This is a genomic window from Faecalibacterium sp. I3-3-33, assembly GCF_023347295.1.
Lineage (GTDB): Bacteria > Bacillota > Clostridia > Oscillospirales > Ruminococcaceae > Faecalibacterium.
Genome location: NZ_CP094469.1, coordinates 2,365,307 through 2,385,153 on the forward strand (window position 1 = coordinate 2,365,307; position 19,847 = coordinate 2,385,153).

Annotated in this window: 14 protein-coding genes; 2 read left to right on the forward strand and 12 right to left on the reverse strand. The window is 61.1% G+C overall.

What is annotated here, in order from left to right; all coding sequences use genetic code 11:
- Positions 1 to 183: 183 nt before the first annotated feature.
- The 7 genes from carB to MTP39_RS11185 form a co-directional block, all read right to left on the reverse strand.
- On the reverse strand, positions 184 to 3,435 hold the full coding sequence (carB, locus tag MTP39_RS11155; protein ID WP_249240565.1) for a carbamoyl-phosphate synthase large subunit: 3,252 nt from the start codon (positions 3,433 to 3,435) through the stop codon (positions 184 to 186).
- A 1-nt stretch (position 3,436) separates the two neighbouring features.
- Positions 3,437 to 4,543, reverse strand: coding sequence for a carbamoyl phosphate synthase small subunit (locus MTP39_RS11160; RefSeq protein WP_249240566.1), 1,107 nt, complete (start codon positions 4,541 to 4,543; stop codon positions 3,437 to 3,439).
- A 31-nt stretch (positions 4,544 to 4,574) separates the two neighbouring features.
- Positions 4,575 to 5,168: an orotate phosphoribosyltransferase gene (gene pyrE, locus MTP39_RS11165; RefSeq protein ID WP_005920457.1), complete on the reverse strand. Its 594-nt coding sequence runs from the start codon at positions 5,166 to 5,168 to the stop codon at positions 4,575 to 4,577.
- Positions 5,169 to 5,305: 137 nt separating this feature from the next.
- A complete protein-coding gene (locus tag MTP39_RS11170) occupies positions 5,306 to 6,232 on the reverse strand; it encodes a dihydroorotate dehydrogenase (RefSeq protein ID WP_249240567.1) in 927 nt (308 codons plus the stop codon).
- Positions 6,232 to 7,005, reverse strand: coding sequence for a dihydroorotate dehydrogenase electron transfer subunit (locus MTP39_RS11175; protein WP_249240568.1), 774 nt, complete (start codon positions 7,003 to 7,005; stop codon positions 6,232 to 6,234). Before MTP39_RS11175 ends, MTP39_RS11170 begins: the two co-directional genes overlap by 1 nt.
- Entirely contained in the window at positions 6,986 to 7,852 is an 867-nt protein-coding gene (pyrF, locus tag MTP39_RS11180) for an orotidine-5'-phosphate decarboxylase (protein ID WP_055186832.1), read from the reverse strand. Before pyrF ends, MTP39_RS11175 begins: the two co-directional genes overlap by 20 nt.
- Before the next feature lie 175 nt (positions 7,853 to 8,027).
- Positions 8,028 to 9,218, reverse strand: coding sequence for a dihydroorotase (locus MTP39_RS11185; RefSeq protein WP_249240569.1), 1,191 nt, complete (start codon positions 9,216 to 9,218; stop codon positions 8,028 to 8,030).
- A 468-nt stretch (positions 9,219 to 9,686) separates the two neighbouring features.
- Between MTP39_RS11185 and epsC the strand changes: the two genes are divergently transcribed.
- Entirely contained in the window at positions 9,687 to 10,358 is a 672-nt protein-coding gene (epsC, locus tag MTP39_RS11190; protein ID WP_154252530.1) for a serine O-acetyltransferase EpsC, read from the forward strand.
- A 75-nt stretch (positions 10,359 to 10,433) separates the two neighbouring features.
- Here epsC and MTP39_RS11195 read toward each other — a convergent pair whose 3' ends face one another.
- The 5 genes from MTP39_RS11195 to MTP39_RS11215 form a co-directional block, all read right to left on the reverse strand.
- Positions 10,434 to 12,809, reverse strand: a complete 2,376-nt coding sequence (locus MTP39_RS11195) for a diguanylate cyclase domain-containing protein (protein ID WP_249240570.1) — start codon at positions 12,807 to 12,809, stop codon at positions 10,434 to 10,436.
- Between the two features lie 409 nt (positions 12,810 to 13,218).
- On the reverse strand, positions 13,219 to 13,776 hold the full coding sequence (locus MTP39_RS11200) for a hypothetical protein (RefSeq protein WP_249240571.1): 558 nt from the start codon (positions 13,774 to 13,776) through the stop codon (positions 13,219 to 13,221).
- Positions 13,777 to 13,855: 79 nt separating this feature from the next.
- Entirely contained in the window at positions 13,856 to 15,034 is a 1,179-nt protein-coding gene (gene ftsZ, locus MTP39_RS11205) for a cell division protein FtsZ (protein ID WP_249240572.1), read from the reverse strand.
- Between the two features lie 86 nt (positions 15,035 to 15,120).
- Entirely contained in the window at positions 15,121 to 16,452 is a 1,332-nt protein-coding gene (locus MTP39_RS11210) for a UDP-N-acetylglucosamine 1-carboxyvinyltransferase (RefSeq protein ID WP_249240573.1), read from the reverse strand.
- Between the two features lie 180 nt (positions 16,453 to 16,632).
- The gene (locus MTP39_RS11215) at positions 16,633 to 17,715 is read right to left on the reverse strand and encodes an FtsW/RodA/SpoVE family cell cycle protein (RefSeq protein ID WP_249242060.1); all 1,083 of its coding nucleotides are present in this window, start codon (positions 17,713 to 17,715) and stop codon (positions 16,633 to 16,635) included.
- Between the two features lie 149 nt (positions 17,716 to 17,864).
- Between MTP39_RS11215 and MTP39_RS11220 the strand changes: the two genes are divergently transcribed.
- Complete coding sequence (locus MTP39_RS11220) at positions 17,865 to 19,748, forward strand: peptidoglycan D,D-transpeptidase FtsI family protein (RefSeq protein WP_249240574.1); 1,884 nt, start codon at positions 17,865 to 17,867, stop codon at positions 19,746 to 19,748.
- The last annotated feature ends 99 nt before the right edge of the window (positions 19,749 to 19,847 follow it).

Sequence of the window (19,847 nt, forward strand, 5' to 3'; positions counted from 1 at the left end):
ACGTCTTTTGGCAAATTTTGCGTTGTTGAGTATAACATATTTCGCGCACTGTTTTCGATGGATTGCGCACGAAATGTAGTTTATTGCGCACGAACCACATTCAGTTCCGTGCACCCCGCACAAATACAGCGCCCACCGTTTCGGCAGGCGCTGTAAAGAGCTGTTTTATGCGGGTGTTACGGCTTATTTGCCGCGGTACAGGGTGGCAATATCCACCAGCGGGATGTTAGCCAGACTGTGCTCGCTGCGCAGGCAGTCCACCAGAGAAGCGGCGGTATCCACTGCGGTGATGCAGGGGATGCTCAGCTCCACGGCCTTGCGGCGCAGGCGGACGGAATCGCGCCGGGGGTCACGGCCCTTGGCGCTGGTGGAGAACACATAGTCCACCAGACCGCTCTGCAGCAGATCCACGATGTTGGGAGCCTCGCCGGAGATGTTGCGCACCTCGTTGCAGGGGACCATGTGCTTGTTGAGCCATGCACAGGTGCCGGAGGTGCCGTAGAGCTTATAGCCCATATCCTTCAGCTTCCATGCAATATCCACGAACTCGGGCTTGTCGCTGTCCTTCACGGTGAAGATGCAGCAGCTGCCCGGGCCGGGAGTCTTGAAGGTGTAGCCTGCACCGATCAGACCCTTGAGCAGGGCGTCGTGGTAGTTGGGTGCAATGCCCAGCACCTCGCCGGTGGACTTCATCTCGGGGCCGAACTGGGTATCCACGGCGTGCAACTTTTCAAAGCTGAACACGGGCACCTTTACCGCCACATAGGGGGCATTGGGGTGCAGACCGGTGCCGTAGCCCATATCCGTCAGCTTCTCGCCCAGGCAGCAGCGCACGGCCATATCCACCATGGGCACGCCGGTGACCTTGGAGATGTACGGCACGGTACGGGAGGAGCGGGGGTTCACCTCGATGACGTACACACGGCCATGGGAAACGGCGTACTGCACGTTGACCAGACCGGTGACGTGCAGCTCGCGGGCAAAGCGGCCGGTATAGTCCACCATGGTGTCGATCTCGTCCTGCGTCAGGTGCTGTGCCGGGTAGACGCAGATGGAGTCGCCAGAGTGCACGCCGGTGCGCTCCACCTGCTCCATGATGCCGGGGATCAGGAAGTTTTCGCCGTCGCAGATAGCGTCCACCTCGCACTCGGTGCCCATGATGTACTTATCCAGCAGCACCGGATGATCCATGTCAACGTGCTCGGTGATAACGCCCATGTACTCGATGATGTCAGCCTTGTTGTAGGCCACGATCATGTTCTGACCGCCCAGCACATAGGAGGGGCGCATCAGCACCGGCAGACCGATCTCCTCGGCAGCGGCCAGAGCCTCGTCCAGATTGAACACAGTACGGCCCGGGGCGCGGGGGATGTTGCAGCGCTCCAGCAGCTCGTCAAAGCGCTCGCGGTCCTCGGCCTCGTCGATGGCGTCCGCCGGGGTGCCCAGAATGGGCAGACCGATCTCGTCCATGTGCTTGGCCAGCTTGATGGCGGTCTGTCCGCCGAACTGCACCACGCAGGCATCCGGCTTTTCGGTGGCAATGATGTTGTCCACGCTCTCCGGGTTCAGCGGGTCGAAGTACAGACGGTCGCCGGTATCAAAGTCGGTGGAAACGGTCTCGGGGTTGTTGTTGACCAGAATGGCCTCGCAGCCGTTCTTCTTCAGCGTCCACACGCAGTGCACAGAGCAGTAGTCGAACTCGATGCCCTGACCGATGCGGATGGGGCCGGAACCAAAGACCAGCACCTTCTTCTTTTTGGGCTCACCCTTGGCAGCGGTCTCGGCTTCCTTCTCGGCGATGAAGCCTGCGGCCTCGTTGTCGCCGTCGTAGGTGGAATAGAAGTAGGGGGTATTGGCCGAGAACTCAGCAGCGCAGGTATCCACCATCTTGAAGCCGGCGCGGTAGTTCTCCACGGGCAGGGTGTCCACCTGTGCCAGACGGCGGATGGTCTTATCCTGGAAGCCGTACTTCTTGGCAGTCTTGTACTGCTCCAGAGACAGCTGGCCGTTGCACTGTGCCAGACCCTTTTCCAGATCTGCCAGATGCTGCATCTTATCAAGGAACCACCAATCGATCTTGGTGATATCGTAGATGACCTTGTGATCGATGCCGCGCTTCAGCGCCTCGTACACGCAGAACACGCGCTCGGCGTCCTGAACGTGCATGTGCTCCACCACTTCCTCGTCGGTCAGCTCCTCAAAGGGCTTGTGGGTCAGGGTGTCCATGCCCAGCTCAATGGAGGAAACTGCCTTCATCATGGCGGCTTCGAAGCTGTTGCCGATGCTCATCACCTCGCCGGTAGCCATCATCTGGGTGCCCAGAGACTTGTCGGCGTAGACGAACTTATCAAACGGCCACTTCGGGTACTTGACCACGATGTAGTCCAGCGCAGGCTCGAAGCAGGCGCAGGTCTTGCCGGTAACGTCGTTGGTGATCTCGTCCAGTGTGTAGCCGATGGCGATCTTGGTTGCCACCTTGGCAATGGGGTAGCCGGTAGCCTTTGATGCCAGCGCGGAGGAGCGGGACACACGGGGGTTGACCTCGATGACCGCATAGTCGAAGCTGTCCGGCTTCAGGGCGAACTGGCAGTTGCAGCCACCCTCGATGCCCAGCTCGGTGATGATATCCAGTGCGGCGGTACGCAGCATCTGGTACTCGTGGTCGGTCAGGGTCTGGGAGGGAGCCACGACCACCGAGTCGCCGGTGTGGATGCCCACGGGGTCGAGGTTCTCCATGTTACATACGGTGATCACGTTGCCCTTGTGGTCGCGCATCACCTCGTACTCGATCTCTTTCCAGCCGGCGATGCACTTTTCCACCAGGATCTGATGGATGGGAGAAAGGCGCAGGCCGTTGGTGCCGATCTCGATCAGCTTTTCGCGGGTCTCGCAGATGCCGCCGCCGGTGCCGCCCATGGTAAAGGCCGGGCGCACGATGACCGGGTAGCCGATGCGGTCGGCGCAGTCCAGTGCGTCCTGCAGGGTCTCCACCACCTCAGAGGGGATGATGGGCTGGTGCAGCTTTTCCATGGTCTCCTTGAACAGCTCGCGGTCCTCGGCACGGTCGATGGTCTCGGGCTTGCAGGCCAGCAGACGGATGCCGGTGCGGTCCAGATAGCCGGAGCGTGCCAGCTCCATGGACAGGTTCAGACCCATCTGGCCGCCGAGGTTGGGCAGCACAGAGTCCGGCTTTTCAATGTCCAGAATGCGCTCCACGACTTCCAGCGTCATGGGCTCGATATACACATGGTCGGCCACGTCCGGGTCGGTCATGATGGTAGCGGGGTTAGAGTTCAGCAGAACGGTCTCGATGCCCTCTGCTTTCAGGGCGCGGCAGGCCTGCGTGCCAGAGTAGTCAAACTCCGCAGCCTGACCAATGATGATAGGGCCGGAGCCAATGACCAGCACTTTTTTGATTCTGGGGTCCTTCGGCATTTCAGCGTGCCTCCTTTGCTGCTTTGACGTTGTTCAGGAAGCGGTCGAACAGGAATTCGGTGTCCTTGGGGCCGCCGTTTGCTTCCGGGTGGAACTGCACGGTAAAGCAGTTCCACTTTTTGTACTTGATGCCCTCGCAGGTGCCGTCGTTGGCGTTCACCTGTGCCACCTCGCCCATCTCGGCGGGCAGCTCCTCGCCCACGACCGCATAGCCGTGGTTCTGGCTGGTGATAAAGGTGCGGCCGGACTCAAAGTCGGTCACAGGCTGGTTGGCACCGCGGTGGCCGTACTTCAGCTTCATGGTCTTGGCACCGGCTGCCAGTGCGGACAGCTGGTGACCCAGACAGATGCCGAAGGTGGGGATGTTCAACTCAAAGATGTGCTTGAGGTTCTCGATGATCTCCACCGGCTCGGCGGGGTCGCCGGGGCCGTTGGACAGCATAATGCCGTCCGGGGCAAGGGCTTTGATTTCCTCTGCCGTTGCAAAGGCAGGCATCACGGTCACCTTGCAGCCGCGCTTGACAAGGCAGCGCACGATGTTGCGCTTGCAGCCGTAGTGCATCAGCACGATATGGGTCTCACCTTCCGGGTTGAACACCTCAGGTGCGGCGCAGGTCACGTTCTTCACGGCATCGGTCACGGCGTAGGCGCGGATCTCAGCCAGCAGTGCCTCGGTCTCGGCCTTGTTGGCCGGGTCAGCGGGGTCAAAGGTGGTCAGGATGGCGCCGTTCATCACGCCGCTCTCCCGGATGATGCGGGTCAGGTGGCGGGTGTCGATGCCCTCGATGCCGATGGTGTTGTTCTTTTTCAAAAAGCTGTCCAGCGTTTCCTCACAGCGCCAGTTGGAGGGGGTGGTGCAGGCCTCGCGCACGATGTAGCCCTTTGCCCAGATGCGGTCGGACTCCATGTCATCGTGGTTCATACCGTAGTTGCCGATGAGGGGATAGGTCTGGGTGATGATCTGGCCATAGTAGCTGGGGTCGGTCAGGGTCTCCTGAAAGCCCACCATGCCCGTGGCGAACACCACCTCGCCCACGGTCACGCCCTGCGCGCCCACGGACTGTCCGGCAAAGACCATGCCGTTTGCCAAAAGAAGATATGCGTTCATAGTTTTCCTCGTTTCAACAAAAGCTTTCAGTTTACAGGGTCTGCTTTGCTTCCTGCTTCATCTTGCGGCTGCCCAGATGCACCAGCGGCAGCTTGCCCTCCTTGCAGATGGGGCACTCCTCCGGGGTGTAGTTGGGCAGGTCCAGCTTCAGGGCGCTGGCCAGAATGGGAATGGGAGACGGAGCCTCAGGCTTGGTGCGGTCCACCACACAGGTGATGCCAAGGCAGATGCCGCCGGCCTCTTCGATGACGCGCTTGGTCTCCAGAGAGGAGATGCCGGTGGTCACCACGTCCTCGGCGATGATGCACTTTTCACCCGGGTGGATGGCAAAGCGCTTCAGGCACATCACGTTGTCCACGCGCTCGGTAAAGATAGCGCGCTTACCGGTCTGGCGGGCCAGCTCGTAGGCGTACACGATACCGCCCATGGCAGGGCCGACGATGACGTCCACATCCATCTCCTTGACCTTATCAGCCACAGCCTTCATCACCTCGGCGCAGCGGTCCGGGTACTGCTGCAGATAAGCCATCTGGCAGTATGCGCCGGAGTGCCGACCGGAGGACAGCAGGAAGTGACCCTCCAGAAATGCGTCACAGCTCTTCAGAATTTCAAGTGCTTCACTCATTGTACTTCTCCCTCTCTTTTCAGTGGTTTATATTCCTTTGGGTGGTATTGTACCACGCTTTTACGGCATTTGCAAATTTATGCGTTAAGTTTTATTTTATGCACATAATTGTAGATATTTTATGGATATATCAGCTTTTATTCTGCATGACGGGCGCAGCCGCGGATCTCGTCCAGCGTTTTCACGCCGTTTTTGTCCATCCATGCTGCCATCTCGTTTGCAATGGTCTCCATGGCGCGGGGGTTTGCAAAGTTTGCGGCACCCACCTGCACTGCAGCAGCGCCTGCCATGATGAACTCCAGTGCGTCGCGGCCGGTGGCAATGCCGCCCAGACCCACCACCGGGATGTTCACGGCACCCACGGCCTGCCATACCATGCGCAGGGCGATGGGGCGCACCGCCGGGCCGGACAGACCGGCAAAAATGTTGTTGAACACCGGGCGGCGCTTTTCCAGATCGATGGCGCAGGCCTGAAAGGTATTGGTCAGGCTGATAGCGTCCGCACCGGCGGCCTCCACAGCCTTGCACATCTCGGGGATGTTCTCTGCCTGCGGGCTCAGCTTGACCATCAGGGGCTTTTTGCAGGCAGCGCGCACCATGCGCACCACCTCACCGGCAGCCTCGGCCTTTACGCCGTAGGCCATGCCGCCCACCTTGACGTTGGGGCAGGAGATGTTCAGCTCCACGATGTCCACTGCGCTCTCGCTCAGCATCGCAGCGCCTTCCACATACTCTTCCTCGCTGTGGCCGCCAAGGTTTGCAATGGCCACCGTGCCGTACTTCTGCTTCAGTTCCAGCATCTCGGGCAGCTCCACGTCAATAAAGTGCTGCACGCCCGGGTTCTGCAGGCCGATGCTGTTGATGAGGCCGGAGGGGGTCTCCCACAGGCGCTCGCCCTTGTTGCCGTACTGGCCGTGCAGGGTAAGACCCTTGCCGGAGATACCGCCGATCTTTGCAAAATCGGCCAGCTCCTCGTACTCCACACCGTAGCCCACGGTGCCGGACGCGCCGATGACCGGGCTGTTCATCACAAAGCCCAGCAGGTTGGTTTTCAGGTCTGCCATCAGAAGAACACCTCCGTTGCGTCAAATACAGGGCCGTTCTTGCACACGCTCTTGCCCTCGCCGCCCTTGGTCTCGCAGGTGCAGCCAAGGCAGGCACCAATGCCGCAGGCCATCTTCTTTTCCATGCTCACAAAGCAGGGGGTGCCTTTTTCCGCACACAGGCGGGCAGCGTTCTTCATCATCACGGTGGGGCCGCACACCAGCACCACGTCGTAATCGGCGGGGTCGTACAGCTGGGTGACAAAGCCGTGGAAGCCCACCGCGCCGGTGTCGGTGGACACCTTGACGAGGTTTGCGATGCTGCGGTACTCCTCCATGCAGTAGGGGGTGTCGCGGAAGCCGAAGAACACATCCGGCTTTACCCCGGCAGCGGCCAGTTCGCGGGTAAGCTGGAACATAGGCGCAGTGCCGATGCCGCCGCCCACCACGGCGATCTTTTTGTACTTGCTCACGATCTCCGGTACATCAAAGCCGTTGCCCATGGGGCCGGTAAGCTGGAAGGTATCCTGCTGCTTGAGCTGTGCCAGCTTTTCGGTGCCCTCGCCCACCACCTGATACAAAAACTCGATGGTGCTGCTGTCCGGGTTCCAGCGGTGCACGCTGATGGGACGGGACAGAAAGGGGGCTTCGTCTGCACCCCAGGAGCGCAGGGTGAAGAACTGGCCTGCGTGGGGGGCGTGGTCGCGGTCCGGCCACACCACGGTCAGCAGACGGATGTCCGGGGCAATGACCTCATTGCGCAGGACGGTGGCTTCACAGCAGGCTACACGCATGAGCAATGGCCTCCTTCATGTTCACACACTCGTTGTAAGCGGCCTCGTCAAAGGCAACACCCGGCTGCTTTTTGTAAGCCAGCAGGATGCCGCGGCTGGAGTTGACCACGCCGCCGTTGCCCTTGGTCAGGTACTGGGCGATATCCTCGGCCTTGCCGCCCTGTGCGCCGTAGCCGGGGATCAGGAAGAAGCTGTCCTGATACTTTGCGCGGATCTCGGTAGCCTCCTCGATGTGGGTGCCGCCGATGACCAGACCGATGGAGGAGTAGCCGTGCTCGCCCATGTAGTCCTTGCCCAGCGCGTTCAGTTTGTCGCCCACCAGATCGTAGACGTGGCGGCCGTCGGCCAGCTTCTCGTACTCAAAGTCCTTAGCGCCGCCGTTGGAGGTGCGGCAGAGCACGAACATGCCCTTGCCCTGCTTTTCAGCATAGGGCAGGTAGGGGCTGATGGAGTCCAGACCCATGTAGGGTGCCAGCGTAACGAAATCGCTCTCGAAATCGCCGGTGAAGTGACCCATGGCGTACATCTCGGCAGTCTTGGCAATGTCACCGCGCTTGATGTCCGCGATCACCGGCACACCGGCCTCGCGCACAGCCTTCAGAGTGTCGGCGTAGGCCTTCATGCCCTCCATGCCCAGAGACTCATAATAAGCGATCTGCACCTTGTAGCAGCCTGCCACAGCCTTGGTGGCATCAATGAGCTTCTTGTTGAAGCGCACGATGTTCTCGCCCTTGGTCAGGGTGCTGTCCACAAAATCGGCAGGCAGGTAGCTGAAGTCGGTGTCCAGACCCACGCACACCGGGCCGCGGGCTTCCACAGCTTCGTACAGTTTGTCCATGTTCGTCATTTGGTTGTCCTCCTGTAAGTCGTATTGTAGAACCCTCTCAGGCGCTTGCGCGCCAACTCCCCCGAAGGGGGAGCTTTTTCTCTTGAGGGCAACTGTTTCTTTTCGTGATATGCGAACTGCTTTCCGTACTCTCAGGCAAAGCCTGACGGCTTTGCCTGAGAGGGTTTCGTTCTTTTTACTCCTCGGCCTGATAGGTGATCTTACCGGCCTTGATGGTGGCAAACACCTTGCCGTAGAGCTGTGCGCCGTCAAAGGGGGTGTTGTGGCTCTTGGAGTGCAGCTTTTCCTTTTCCACTGTGTAGGGGGTGTCCAGATCCACCAGCACAAAGTCGGCATCGAAGCCCGGCTCCAGCTGACCCTTGGCAAGACCCATGATCTCGGCAGGGCGGGTGCTCATCAGGTGCACCAGCAGCTCCAGCGGCAGCCCCTCCTGCTTGCAGAGCTTGGTGTAGCACACGCCGAAGGCAGTCTCGCTGCCCACCATACCGGCCATGCCCTTCAGCTTATCCTCTTCGGAGTGGGGTGCGTGATCGGTGGCAATGGCATCCACGATACCAGTGCGGATGCCCTCCACCAGTGCCTCCACGTCATCGGCGGTGCGGATGGGCGGGTTGACCCGGTAGTCGCAGCTGTCGTTGGTGAACCACAGGTGGTGGGGGGTCACCTCACAGGTGACCGGTGCGCCCCGCAGCTTTGCCATGCGGATGGCGTCCAGCGCACCCCGGGTGGATACATGGCACATGTGCAGCCGGGTCTGGTAATACTCGCTCAGCCAGCAGTTGCGCACCGTCTCGATATCCTCGGCCAGCCGGTAGTCCCACGGGCTGATCTCCATATCCTCGGCGTGGCTCATGACCGTGATGTCCTTCTGGGTGCAGATGGCAAACGCCCGCGCCATGGTGGCGTTGTCCTGCACGCCGTGGCCGTCCTCGGTGATGAACTTCACGCTGGCGGGCAGGGTCTTGAGGTGGTCGATGCTCACGCCGTCAAAGTTCTCGGTGATGGAGACGGTCTGGTTTGCATCGCACAGCCCCACCTCGGCGGCTTTCTGCTCCACCATCATGGCCTGTGCGGCGGAAGAGCAGACGGGCTTTGTGTTAGGCATCAGGTTTACAAAGGTGTAGCCACCGGCGGCGGCGGCGCGGCTGCCGGTCTCGATGTCCTCCTTGTACTCAAAGCCCGGGGTGCGCCAGTGGCAGTGCAGATCCACAAATGCGGGCAGCACAGTCAGCCCACCGGCATCCACCACCGTCTCATTCTCGGCGGCAAGGGCGGAAAGATCCTGCCCTACGGCAGCGATCTTTCCATCCTTTACATAGATCTCGAGCGGCCGTCCCTCGGTGTTCACAGCGTTTGTCAGCAGCATCGCGGTTCCCTCCTGTAATGATATTTTTGGGTGTCAGGTGCCCGAAAACGGGCAAAAAAAAACTTTTCCCCGCAAAGGGAAAAGCTCATTGCGCAAAAAAAGGAAACAACGAAGCCACGGCAAAACCGGACGCGAACTGCTTGTTCAGTTTCGGGTTCTGGGCGCTGCACAGCATGGTGTTTCTCCTTTTTATGATGGTTGCGTTTTCATTCGTATTATTTTATCATAGAACCGCAAAATATGTCAATGGCTGTACGCAAAAACAGGTGCTAAAAGGTTTCTGGCATCTCTCGCCGAATTTTGGATACTCTACCCAAAACCCGGTCAGCGCGGCAAAATAAATGCCATTTTGTTCCACAATCCCTAGTACAGCACTGTACTTTCGTTGCCTGCTGTGCTATTATAATACGGTAAAAGGGAGAGCCCCGCCGCGTGGGCGGGTGTTTATGGGAAAGAGAGGTTTTCCGCATGGGTTTACTTGAGGACGCGCGGAACATCCAGCGCAAGGACCCCGCCGCACGCAGCGTGCTGGAGGTAATGCTGCTGTACCCGGGATTCCACATTCTGGTGTACCACCGCATTGCGCACTGGCTGTACGAGCACAAGCACTTTTTTCTGGCGCGATGGGTCAGCCAGCATGGCCGCCACCGCACCGGCATCGAGATCCACCCGGGTGCTACCATCGGCAAGTGTCTGTTCATCGACCATGGCATGGGCATCGTGTTCGGCGAGACCTGCGAGATCGGGGATAACTGCACCATCTACCACGGGGTAACGCTGGGCGGTACCGGCAAGGATACCGGAAAGCGCCACCCCACCTTGGGCAACAACGTGCTCATCGGCGCGGGCACCAAGGTGCTGGGCCCGGTGTTCATCGGGGATAACGCCCGCATCGGCGCAGGCAGCGTGGTGCTGCGCAACCTGCCCGCCAACTGCACCGCCGTGGGCGTGCCCGCCGAGGTGGTGCGCATCAACAACAAGGCGGTGAACCCCGCCGACGATCTGGACCAGCAGGATCTGCCGGATATCGTCTCGCAGCGGCTCACCGATCTGGACCGCCGCCTGAGCCAGCTGGAAAAGACAGCACAGGGCGATATCCCGCCCACTGCCGCGCAGATCGCCGCCCGGCAGCGGAAATAAAAGATTCATTTTATAAAAAGAGGAGACAGGCTTCCCGGAAAGGGTCGCCTGTCTCTTTTTTGTTGTCAGCTGCGGTTATAGCACCTGCTCGCCGTTTTCTTTATTGCAATACATCCGGGCATCGGCCTGCCGGATGGCCTCGGTCAGGGGATGCACATCACACACGCCGCCAATGCTTACCGAAAGCCGGAGCCCCGGGTGGCTGGGCACCCGTGCCGCCTGCACAGCGTTCTGCACCCGCCGGATGACGCTTTCCACGCCGTCAGGGCAGTTCTGGGGCATCAGCAGCAAAAATTCATCGCCGCCGTAGCGGATCAGGATATCGGTCTGGCGCAGGCAGCTTTGCATGGCTGCGGCCACGGTTTGCAGTGCCTCGTCCCCTACCAGATGCCCAAAGCTGTCGTTGACCGACTTGAACTGGTTCACATCGATCATGGCTACGCCGCCGTGCATCTCGCCCCCGGCAAGGAACTTATCAAAATAGCGGCGGGTGTAGGCCCCGGTCAAGGGGTCTACGAAGGCGCTGCGTTCCATTCCGTCGCAGCGGTCCAGCAGCAGCCGGTGGCCGCCCATATCCAGCCAGCGGCCATCCGTCAGCCGGGTGACCATTTCCAGCATACAGCCCCTGCCGCCTACCTCGATGTACTTGGAGATGACAAAATAGGCCTCCTCGTCCTTGAACTCGATCTTATTCAGAATGGTCTTGCGGGCGTAGGCTTTGGCCGAGATGCAGTTTTCGCACCGGGTATCCTTGTTCCATATCATGTGGCAGTTGCCGGGCTTTTCGGTCAGGATGCCGTCACTGTCCAGCGCAAGCACCTTGCGGTGCTCCGGGTCTACCAGACGCACCACATCAAAGATGCCCTGCAACCGCCGTAGGAACCGGGCGGGATCTTCCTCCGGGTCGGTGGCGGTCAGCAGCTCTGTCTGACGCTCCACGCGGTGCTGTTCATCGGTGAGCTGACCCAGCACGTTCACGCAGCGGCGCACCCCGGCACCGCTCCAGATGGTATGCAGCGCCATCCGGTGCAGGTGCGGCTTCCCGTCCCGCTGCACCATGACCGGAAGCACCACGTCCGGTGCTTCCGGCGTGGCGCGGCTGATGGCCTTGGAGAACTTGCGCCGATCCTGCTCGTTCAAAAAGCCAAGTCCCCTGCCTTGCGCAAAATCGGCCACCGTCTTTTGCTGCAAGGGCTCGGCATGGTAGTCATACACGGTCACGCTGCCTGCCAGCAGGTCATAGTCGAACCGGATGCCGCCGCACTGGGCGGCGTAGAAATCCGTGCGCTCCTTTTCCTGCTCCAGCAGCAGCTGGGAGTGGTTCTCCCGGGGCAGCGCTTCCCGGTGCAAAATCTCCTCGGAAAGGCGGTGGGTCTCCTGCCGGAAGCCCCTGTCCCACTCCGAGCGGTTCAGCTCGGTGCGCAGCTGCTCCGAGGACTCCCGCAGGCAGTCCAGCAGCAGCGGGTTAAAAGCGCCGCACTCGCCGTTCAATATCATGCGCAGCGCAGTGTCGTGGTCGTAAGCGTGCTTATAGCAGCGCTCACTGGTCAGGGCATCGTACACGTCCGCCAGTGCCACCACCTGCGCCGCAATGGGGATCTCGTCCCCTTTCAGCCGGTCGGGGTACCCATTGCCATCCCAGCGCTCATGGTGCCAGCGGCAGATGGCGTGCGCCACCTGCAACAGCGGCTCGTCCTGCGCAATCGCCTGTCCCAGATCCTGCAGCATCTGCGCACCCGCCACAGTATGGTTCTTGATGATGGCAAACTCTTCGGCGGTCAGGCGGCCGGGCTTGTTCAGGATCTCCTCCGGGATGACGATCTTGCCGATATCGTGCAGCGCCGAGGCGGTGCTGATGCGGGCGATATCGCTTTCGTCCAGCTGATAGCGGTCGGTCTTTTGCGCCAGCCGGTGCAAAAGCAGATCGGTCAGGGTGCGGATGTGCAGGACATGAAGCCCGCTCTCACTGTTGCGGAACTCCACCACATGGCTCAGGATGCTGATCATCAGCACGCTGTTATGCTCTTTTTCGTACACCTGATCGGTGACAAGGCGGGTGAGCCGCTTTTGCTTGGCGTACAGCATGAGGATATTCTTCACCCGGCGCAGCACCATGATCCGCTCGAAGGGACGGCGGATATAGTCCGTCACCCCAAGATCGTAGGCACGCTCGATGTTGGCGGTGTCCTCTGTCGCCGAAATGACGATGACCGGGATCTCGTCCAGCCATGCGTGGTACTTCATCACCCGCAGCACATCAAAGCCGTCCATGCCGGGCATCATCAGGTCCAGCAGCAACAGAGAGATATCCGTGCGCTGCCGCATCAGCTCCACCGCTGCTGCGCCGTCCTCCGCTTCCAGATAGTCATAGCCATCGCCCAGTATCTCCTTGAGCAGGGCACGGTTGATCTCGGAATCATCCGCGATCAGAATCTTCGGTTTCTCGTTCATGGCCATGTTTCTCCTTTTGCGGCGCAGCCTTCTGTCCCGGCTTTGTTCCGGGTGTACCGTCCGCACTGACTGGATGTAATAGGTTTTCCCTGGCATCCGCTTTATTGCATTCATTTATACTTTACTGGATTTTACAGCAAAATGCAAGGCTACGTGCAACATTTCTGCCATTTTCCAGTATTTTCTGCAAACGTTCTCATTCCCGGTTGTATAAATGCAATTCAATCCGTACTGAAACCTATTTCTGGTGAAAGGGCAATTCTGGAAAATCCGCAGATTTTCCAGAATTGCAAATTAAAAACAATCTTTCCTCTGATGATGGCCAGAGCGCAGCGGAGGCCATTTCAAATCGTCCTACGCAGAAAGAAAAAGGACTGCTGCGCAAAACACGCAACAGTCCTTTTAAGATTCATTCTTGGGGCATCATGGCATCGAACCAGCCCATCAGCTCCGCAGCCATCTGTTCCAGCCGGGTCTCCGGCTGCCATACAGGCTGTGCAGGCTCCGGGGGCAGTGCCTGTTCCGGGGCACAGAGCAGTTCTTCCGTTTCCGGCGCAGGTTGTTCCGGTGCAGCCTCGCATTGCGGCACAGCCTCGGGGGCGGTGTCCGGCTGCGCAGGTGCTTCCGGGGCGGTCTGCTGCATGGCGGCAAGAGCAGCTTCCGCTCTGCGGCAGGCGGCTTCGGCCTTTTCTGCCCGGGCATTGGCCTGTTCCAACTGCTCCCGCGCCTGCTCACAGGCGGATTCCAGCTCTGCATTATCGTGCTTGAGGGCAAGCAGAGTACGCTCAAAGGCGAACATCCGGGTCTGGTACCGGCGCACCTCGGCGCGTGCGGCAGCCAGCTTGCGGCTCAGCTGCTCTGCCTGCGCCCGGGCGCTTTCCGCCTGTGCTGCGGCAGATGCCTGTACAGCGGCCTGCCGGGCAAATTGTCCGCGCAGGGCACCGGTCTCCCGCTCTGTCTGCACCATGATGCCCTCCCATGCACACCTTGCACGGGGCTTTCGCTGACCGCATGGGCGCAGCTGCCAGCCCCATTGTAGCCTGTAATTACTTCCGCTTGTTCAGGATGGCCAGCAGCTCATCGTAGTAACGGTTGTCGCTGCTTTCCTCTTCCACGGCCTTCTTTTCAGCCGGAGCAGCAGCAGCCGGGGCGGCAGTGGATGCCGGGGCTGCGGCTGCGCCGGTGTCGCTGCTGAACACCGCAGTCGGCACAGACTGTGCACCGCCCATGGCGTTGTTGATGCTGTTGCGCAGGTCGCTGGCGCTCTTGTTGTCGAAGCCGGTGGCCACAACGGTCACGCGCATCTCATCGGACAGATTCTCATCAAAGGCAGTACCCCAGATAATGTTTGCATCGGGATGTGCGCTCTGGGTGATGAGGCCTGCGGCGGTCTCCACGTCCTCCAGACCAATGTCCGGGCTGGAAGTGATGTTGATGATAACACCGTGCGCACCGGCGATGCTGGTCTCCAGCAGCGGGCTGGAAATTGCAGCCTTGGCGGCGTTCTCGGCCTTGCCGGCACCCTTGGCGCTGCCCACGCCCATGTGGGCGTAGCCGGCATCCTTCATGATGGAGCGCACGTCGGCGAAGTCCAGGTTGATGAAGGCGGGCACGTTGATCAGGGCAGAGATGGACTCAACGCCCTGACGCAGCACGTTGTCGGCGGCCTGGAAGGCGTTCATCAGGGTGATCTTTTCCTGACTGATCATCTTCAGGCGCTCGTTGGGGATGACGATCAGGCTGTCAACGTGCATCAGCAGGTTGGCAATGCCCTGCTCCGCCAGCCCCATCTTGCGCTTGCCCTCAAAGGAGAAGGGCTTGGTAACGATGCCAACGGTCAGAATGCCCAAGTCGTGTGCCACCTCGGCCACAACGGGTGCCGCACCGGTGCCGGTGCCGCCGCCCATACCGGCGGTGATAAAGACCATCTGGGAGCCCTTGAGGGCGTTGGCGATCTCATCCTTGCTTTCTTCAGCGGCGCGCTGGCCGATCTCCGGGTCTGCACCCGCACCGCGGCCCTTGGTCAGCTTGGAACCCAGCTGCACCTTGACCGAGGCATGGTTCTTAGCCAGTGCCTGCTGGTCAGTATTCATGGCGATGAACTCCACGCCCTGCAGGCCGTCGCTCACCATGCGGTTCACAGCGTTGCCGCCGCCACCGCCTACACCGATCACCTTGATCGTCGTAACGTTTTCGTCCAGTTCTTCATCGAGCATCAATGCCATAACTTTGTCCTCCATCGGATTTTTATGTGGAACTGCGCAAATGCCGCACAGAAATTATCATACGATATTTATATAACTGTATCGTATCATTTTTTTGCACCGATTGCAAGACAAAATTGCTTTTTCGTGGGTGTTTTTTTCACAAGCCCGCTCCGGGCGGGTATTTCCTGCATAATCTGTGCGCCCAGCCCCGCCAAAAGCCGGTCAAGGTCCGCATAGCCGCGCCGGATAAATTCTGTCCCGCCAAGGCGGCTGCTGCCCCGGGCAGCCAGCGCCGCAAGTACCAGCGCCGCCCCTCCGCGCAGGTCCGGTGCGGTCAGTTTTGCCCCGTGCAGTGCCCCGCCGGGCTGCACATATAGCGTGCGCTCTGCCACCCGGACATTCGCGCCCAGCGCCGCAAAACCCTCGGCACAGGCAAAACGATTTTCAAACACCCTGTCCTGCAGGCGGCTTTCGCCCTGTGCGCAGAGCGTCACCGCCGCCAGCAGCGGGGCGGCGTCCGTGGCAAGGCCGGGATAGGGTGCAGTGTGCACATTTCCCGCGCCGCGCAGCGCCCCGAACCGTGAAATGGCGGCAGCATCGTGCGCCCGCTCTACGGTGCAGCCCATTTGTTCCAGAATTTCCAGCAGCGGCGCATACAGCCCGGGTGCGCAGCCCGTCAGCTCCACCCTTCCGCCCGCCGCAGCCGCCGCACAGGCCAGCGTGGAGGCGATGATACGGTCTGCCACCGGCGCAAAGGTGCAGCCCGCAAGGCAGCGCTTTCCCTGCACCCGGATGGTGTCGGTGCCCGCACCCTCCACGCAGCCGCCGCAGGCGTTGAGGAAAGCGGCAAGATCCGCGATCTCCGGTTCTTTTGCAGCGCCGTGCAGCACGGTCTGCCCCTGCGCTGTGGCAGCGGCCAGCAGCAGCGTTTCGGTAGCGCCTACGCTGGGAAAAGCAAGACAAATTTCCGCGCCCCGCAGCCCCGCCGGGGCGTACAAAGTAAGCTGTCCGGGTGCTGCGGGCAGCTGCCGCACCCCCATCTGCGCCAGCCCCTGCAAATGCAGGTCGATGGGTCTTGCCCCGATGCGGCAGCCCCCGGGCAGCACGGTGCTCACCCGCCCCAGCCGCGCCAGCAGCGGCGCGCAAAACAAAATGGACGCCCGCATCCGGCCTGCGGCCTCCGGCGCAAGGTCGGTGCGCATGGGCCGCCCCTGCACCGCCAGCGATGCGCCCTGCCAGCCCACCGTGCAGCCCACGCCCCGCAGCAGGGCAAGACAGTCCTCTACATCGGTCAGGCGCGGCACATTTTGCAGCCGCACCGGCCCGCTGCACAGCAGCGCTGCTGCCAGCAGCGGCAGTACACTGTTTTTGGCCGCAGGCAGTTCCACCCTGCCCTGCAAAGGCCGCCCGCCCGTAATGATCCAATCCCCAGCCATGCCAAGACCCCCGTTCTGCAAAAGATACCCCATGGTATGCAAAACGAGGGTCTTTGGTCAAAGAAATGCACCGGAAACGGTCTTCCCGCCGTCTGCGGGATTTGTCCGGTCATTTGTCCGCTTTTTTCCGGTATTTCCGCGCCGGTCCTGCCCCATTACGGCAGGAAATGCCGGTCTTTATCAGCTTTCGCCCCGGGAGACGGAAAGCACGATGCCCATCTCGCCCAGAAGCATCATCAGGCTGGTGCCGCCGGAGGAGAAAAAGGGCAGACTGATGCCGGTGTTGGGGATGGTATTGGTGACCACCGCGATGTTCAGCACCGCCTGCAGCGCCACCTGCACCACAAAGCCCACCACCAGCAGTGCGCCGAACCGGTCCGGCGCGTGCGCCGCCAGCGTGATGCCCCGCCACAGCAGCGCGCTGAACAGCAAAATCACTGCACACGCGCCCAGAAAACCCAGTTCCTCGCAGAGGATGGAAAAGATGAAGTCGTTCTGCGGCTCGGGTACGAACAGATGCTTCTGGCGGCTGTTGCCCAGCCCCAGCCCCGCCGCCCCGCCGGAGCCGATGGCGTACAGGCTCTGGATGGTCTGGTGTCCATCGCCCAGCGGATCGGCAAAGGGGTCCAGCCACGAGTTGAGCCGGTCGGCGGCGTAGGGCACCAGCTCCGGCATCAGCACGATGGCCGTGCCAATGGCGGCAGCACCGCCCGCCCCTGCCAGCATGAACCACCGCAGCCCGGTGCCGCCCACGAACATGAGCACCGCACCGATGCTTAAAATCAGCACCGTACCGGAAAGGTGAGGCTCCAGCAGCATGAGCACCGCCACCACCCCCAGCACCAGCGCAAAGGGCACTACCCCTACCGCAAAGCTGCCCATGCGGTCGTGGTTCAGGGCGATGATGTGTGCAAATACCAGAACCACCGCAAATTTAGCGATCTCGCTGGGCTGTAATGTGCCAAGCCCCGGCAGCACCAGCCAGCGCTTGCAGCCGTTATACTCCGGCATGAACAGCACCGCCGTCAGCAGCACCAGCGAGAGCGCCAGCAGCGGCCACGCCAGCTTGTGATAAATGTGGTAGTCCATCCGGCTGGCCATCCACATGGCTACCAGCCCCATGGCGGCGTACAGCAGCTGCGGCCGCACATAGGCAAAGGCGTCCTGCCGCCGGTACAGTGCCACCGCACTGCTGGCGCTGCACAGCATCACCAGCCCAAAGGCTACCAGCGTGAGCACCAGCACCAGAAAGGGCAGGTCCATGGGCGGCAGCGGCCGCAGCAGCCCTTTGCGGGCAGCAGTTCTGTGCAATCCCGGTCACCTCCGTTTCTGTTATTGTACGCGGGTGCGGGGGCGGTTAGTCATATAAGCTGCCGCCGGGCGCATAAACTGCCCGCAAAGGGGGTGCTGCCATGCGCGGCTCAAAACCCACGGACGCCCTGCGCACTTTGCCGGAGCGAGCGTTCCGTCTGCGGGCACGGCTCATTGCGGTGGGGCTGTGCGCCGTCTGCTTTGCAGGGCTCATCGGGCGGTTGTTCTGGCTGCAATTATGCACCGACGGCTGGTACACCCAGCGGGCGCTGGGACAGCAGCTGCGGGACACCGTTGTGCCCGCCGACCGGGGCAAAATATACAGCGCCGACGGCGCATTGCTTGCCGCCAACAGCAGCTGCTGGACCCTGCGCGCCAGCCCCCGGGAGATGCCGGAGGATAAGCTTGCCCTTGCCGCCAAGGGACTTGCGGAGATTCTGGAACTGGACGAGGCAAAACTGCTGGAAAAGTTCAGCGACCGGCGCTCCAACGACTGCCTTCTGCGCTACCGTGTGGAGCGCGAAACCGCCGATGCCGTGCGGGATTTCTGCGCGGCGAACGGCATCACCGGCGTGCGCATCAATCAGGATTCCAAGCGCTGGTACCCGCAGGGGGAGCTGCTGGCCTCGGTGCTGGGGTTCACCAACGTGGACAACGCCGGGGTCAGCGGACTGGAGCTTGAATACAACGACACCCTTACCGGACAGAACGGGGTGGTGCTGACCGCCGTGAACGCTTGGGGCTATACGCTGGCACAGAGCTACGAGACCGAGCTTGCCCCCGTGGAGGGCAGCGGACTGCGGCTGACCATCGATGCAAATATTCAACATTATCTGGAAAATGCGTTGAATTATGCGGTGCAGGAGCACCATGTAGCCGCCCGCAGCGTGGGCATCGTGATGGAGGTAAACACCGGGGCGGTGCTGGCCATGGCCACCACCCCGGCCTACGACCCCAACCAGCCCCGGGTCATCGCCGACACGGCCGCGCGCGCAGCCGTGGATGCCCTTTCCGGTAAAGAGCGCGCTGCCGCCTTACAGCTGGCTCAGCAGACCCAGTGGCGCAACAAGGCGGTGAGCGACCTGTACGAGCCGGGCAGCGTGTTCAAGCTCATCACCTGCGCGGCGGCGCTGGACGCCGGAGCCATCACCCGGCACTCTACCTTTTACTGCGGGGACTCTATCTCGGTGGCGGGTACACGGTTCCACTGCGCCAATCGCAAGCGCCACGGCAGCCAGACCGTGACGCAGGCACTGGAAAACTCCTGCAACCAGAGCTTTATCCAGATCGGAGCGCGGCTGGGCAAGCAGGCCTTCTGCGATTATTTTGCCGCTTTCGGCCTGCGGGAGCCCACCGGCATCGACCTGCCCGCCGAGCCGAAAAAGAGCCTGTACTACACCGCCGACCGCATGGGGCCGGTAGAATTGGCCTCCTGCGCCTTCGGGCAGAGCAGCAAAATTTCCTATCTGGAAATGGCTGCTGCCGTCTGCGCGGTGGTGAACGGTGGGCGCCTGATGCAGCCGTATCTGGTCTCGGATATCCTCGCACCGGACGGCAGCATTTTGCAGCACAATTCCCCGGTGTGCAAGCGGCAGGTCATCCAGCCCGCCACCTCTGCCACCATGCGGGAGATGATGGAGGCAGTGGTGCTGTACGGCGGCGGGCGCAACGCGCAGATCGCGGGCTACCGGGTGGGCGGCAAAAGCGGCACCAGCCAAAAGCTGGACAGCGCCGACGAGAAAGCCCGCATTGCCAGCTTTGTGGCGGTAGCACCCATCGATGACCCGCAGTTTTTGTGTCTGGTCTGTCTGGATGAGCCCCACAGCTGGACCACCGCCGGTGGCAGTCTCTCGGCACCGGTCTGCGCGGAGGTGCTGGAACAGACGCTGGTATACAAAGGCGTCCCCCGAGCAGCGGACAGCGGCAGCGCAGACGCGCAAGCCGCTGCCCTGCCCGCTGATGGGGACAGCTTTGATGGGGCGTGACGATTTTGAATGGCCTCCGCTTGCGCTCTGGCCATAGTCAGCGGAAAAATGATTTTTAATTTGCAATTCTGGAAAATCTGCGGATTTTCCAGAATTGCC

Bases quoted from the DNA above. Each gene is read 5' to 3' on its own strand.
- MTP39_RS11210 (WP_249240573.1), bottom strand. From the start codon at position 16,452: ATGGCTGGGGATTGGATCATTACGGGCGGGCGGCCTTTGCAGGGCAGG.
- MTP39_RS11175 (WP_249240568.1), bottom strand. From the start codon at position 7,005: ATGCGTGTAGCCTGCTGTGAAGCCACCGTCCTGCGCAATGAGGTCATT.
- MTP39_RS11160 (WP_249240566.1), bottom strand. From the start codon at position 4,543: ATGAACGCATATCTTCTTTTGGCAAACGGCATGGTCTTTGCCGGACAG.
- ftsZ (WP_249240572.1), bottom strand. From the start codon at position 15,034: ATGGCATTGATGCTCGATGAAGAACTGGACGAAAACGTTACGACGATC.
- MTP39_RS11220 (WP_249240574.1), top strand. From the start codon at position 17,865: ATGCGCGGCTCAAAACCCACGGACGCCCTGCGCACTTTGCCGGAGCGA.
- MTP39_RS11170 (WP_249240567.1), bottom strand. From the start codon at position 6,232: ATGGCAGACCTGAAAACCAACCTGCTGGGCTTTGTGATGAACAGCCCG.
- carB (WP_249240565.1), bottom strand. From the start codon at position 3,435: ATGCCGAAGGACCCCAGAATCAAAAAAGTGCTGGTCATTGGCTCCGGC.
- MTP39_RS11185 (WP_249240569.1), bottom strand. From the start codon at position 9,218: ATGCTGCTGACAAACGCTGTGAACACCGAGGGACGGCCGCTCGAGATC.
- MTP39_RS11215 (WP_249242060.1), bottom strand. From the start codon at position 17,715: ATGGACCTGCCCTTTCTGGTGCTGGTGCTCACGCTGGTAGCCTTTGGG.
- pyrE (WP_005920457.1), bottom strand. From the start codon at position 5,168: ATGAGTGAAGCACTTGAAATTCTGAAGAGCTGTGACGCATTTCTGGAG.
- pyrF (WP_055186832.1), bottom strand. From the start codon at position 7,852: ATGACGAACATGGACAAACTGTACGAAGCTGTGGAAGCCCGCGGCCCG.
- MTP39_RS11200 (WP_249240571.1), bottom strand. From the start codon at position 13,776: ATGGTGCAGACAGAGCGGGAGACCGGTGCCCTGCGCGGACAATTTGCC.
- epsC (WP_154252530.1), top strand. From the start codon at position 9,687: ATGGGTTTACTTGAGGACGCGCGGAACATCCAGCGCAAGGACCCCGCC.
- MTP39_RS11195 (WP_249240570.1), bottom strand. From the start codon at position 12,809: ATGAACGAGAAACCGAAGATTCTGATCGCGGATGATTCCGAGATCAAC.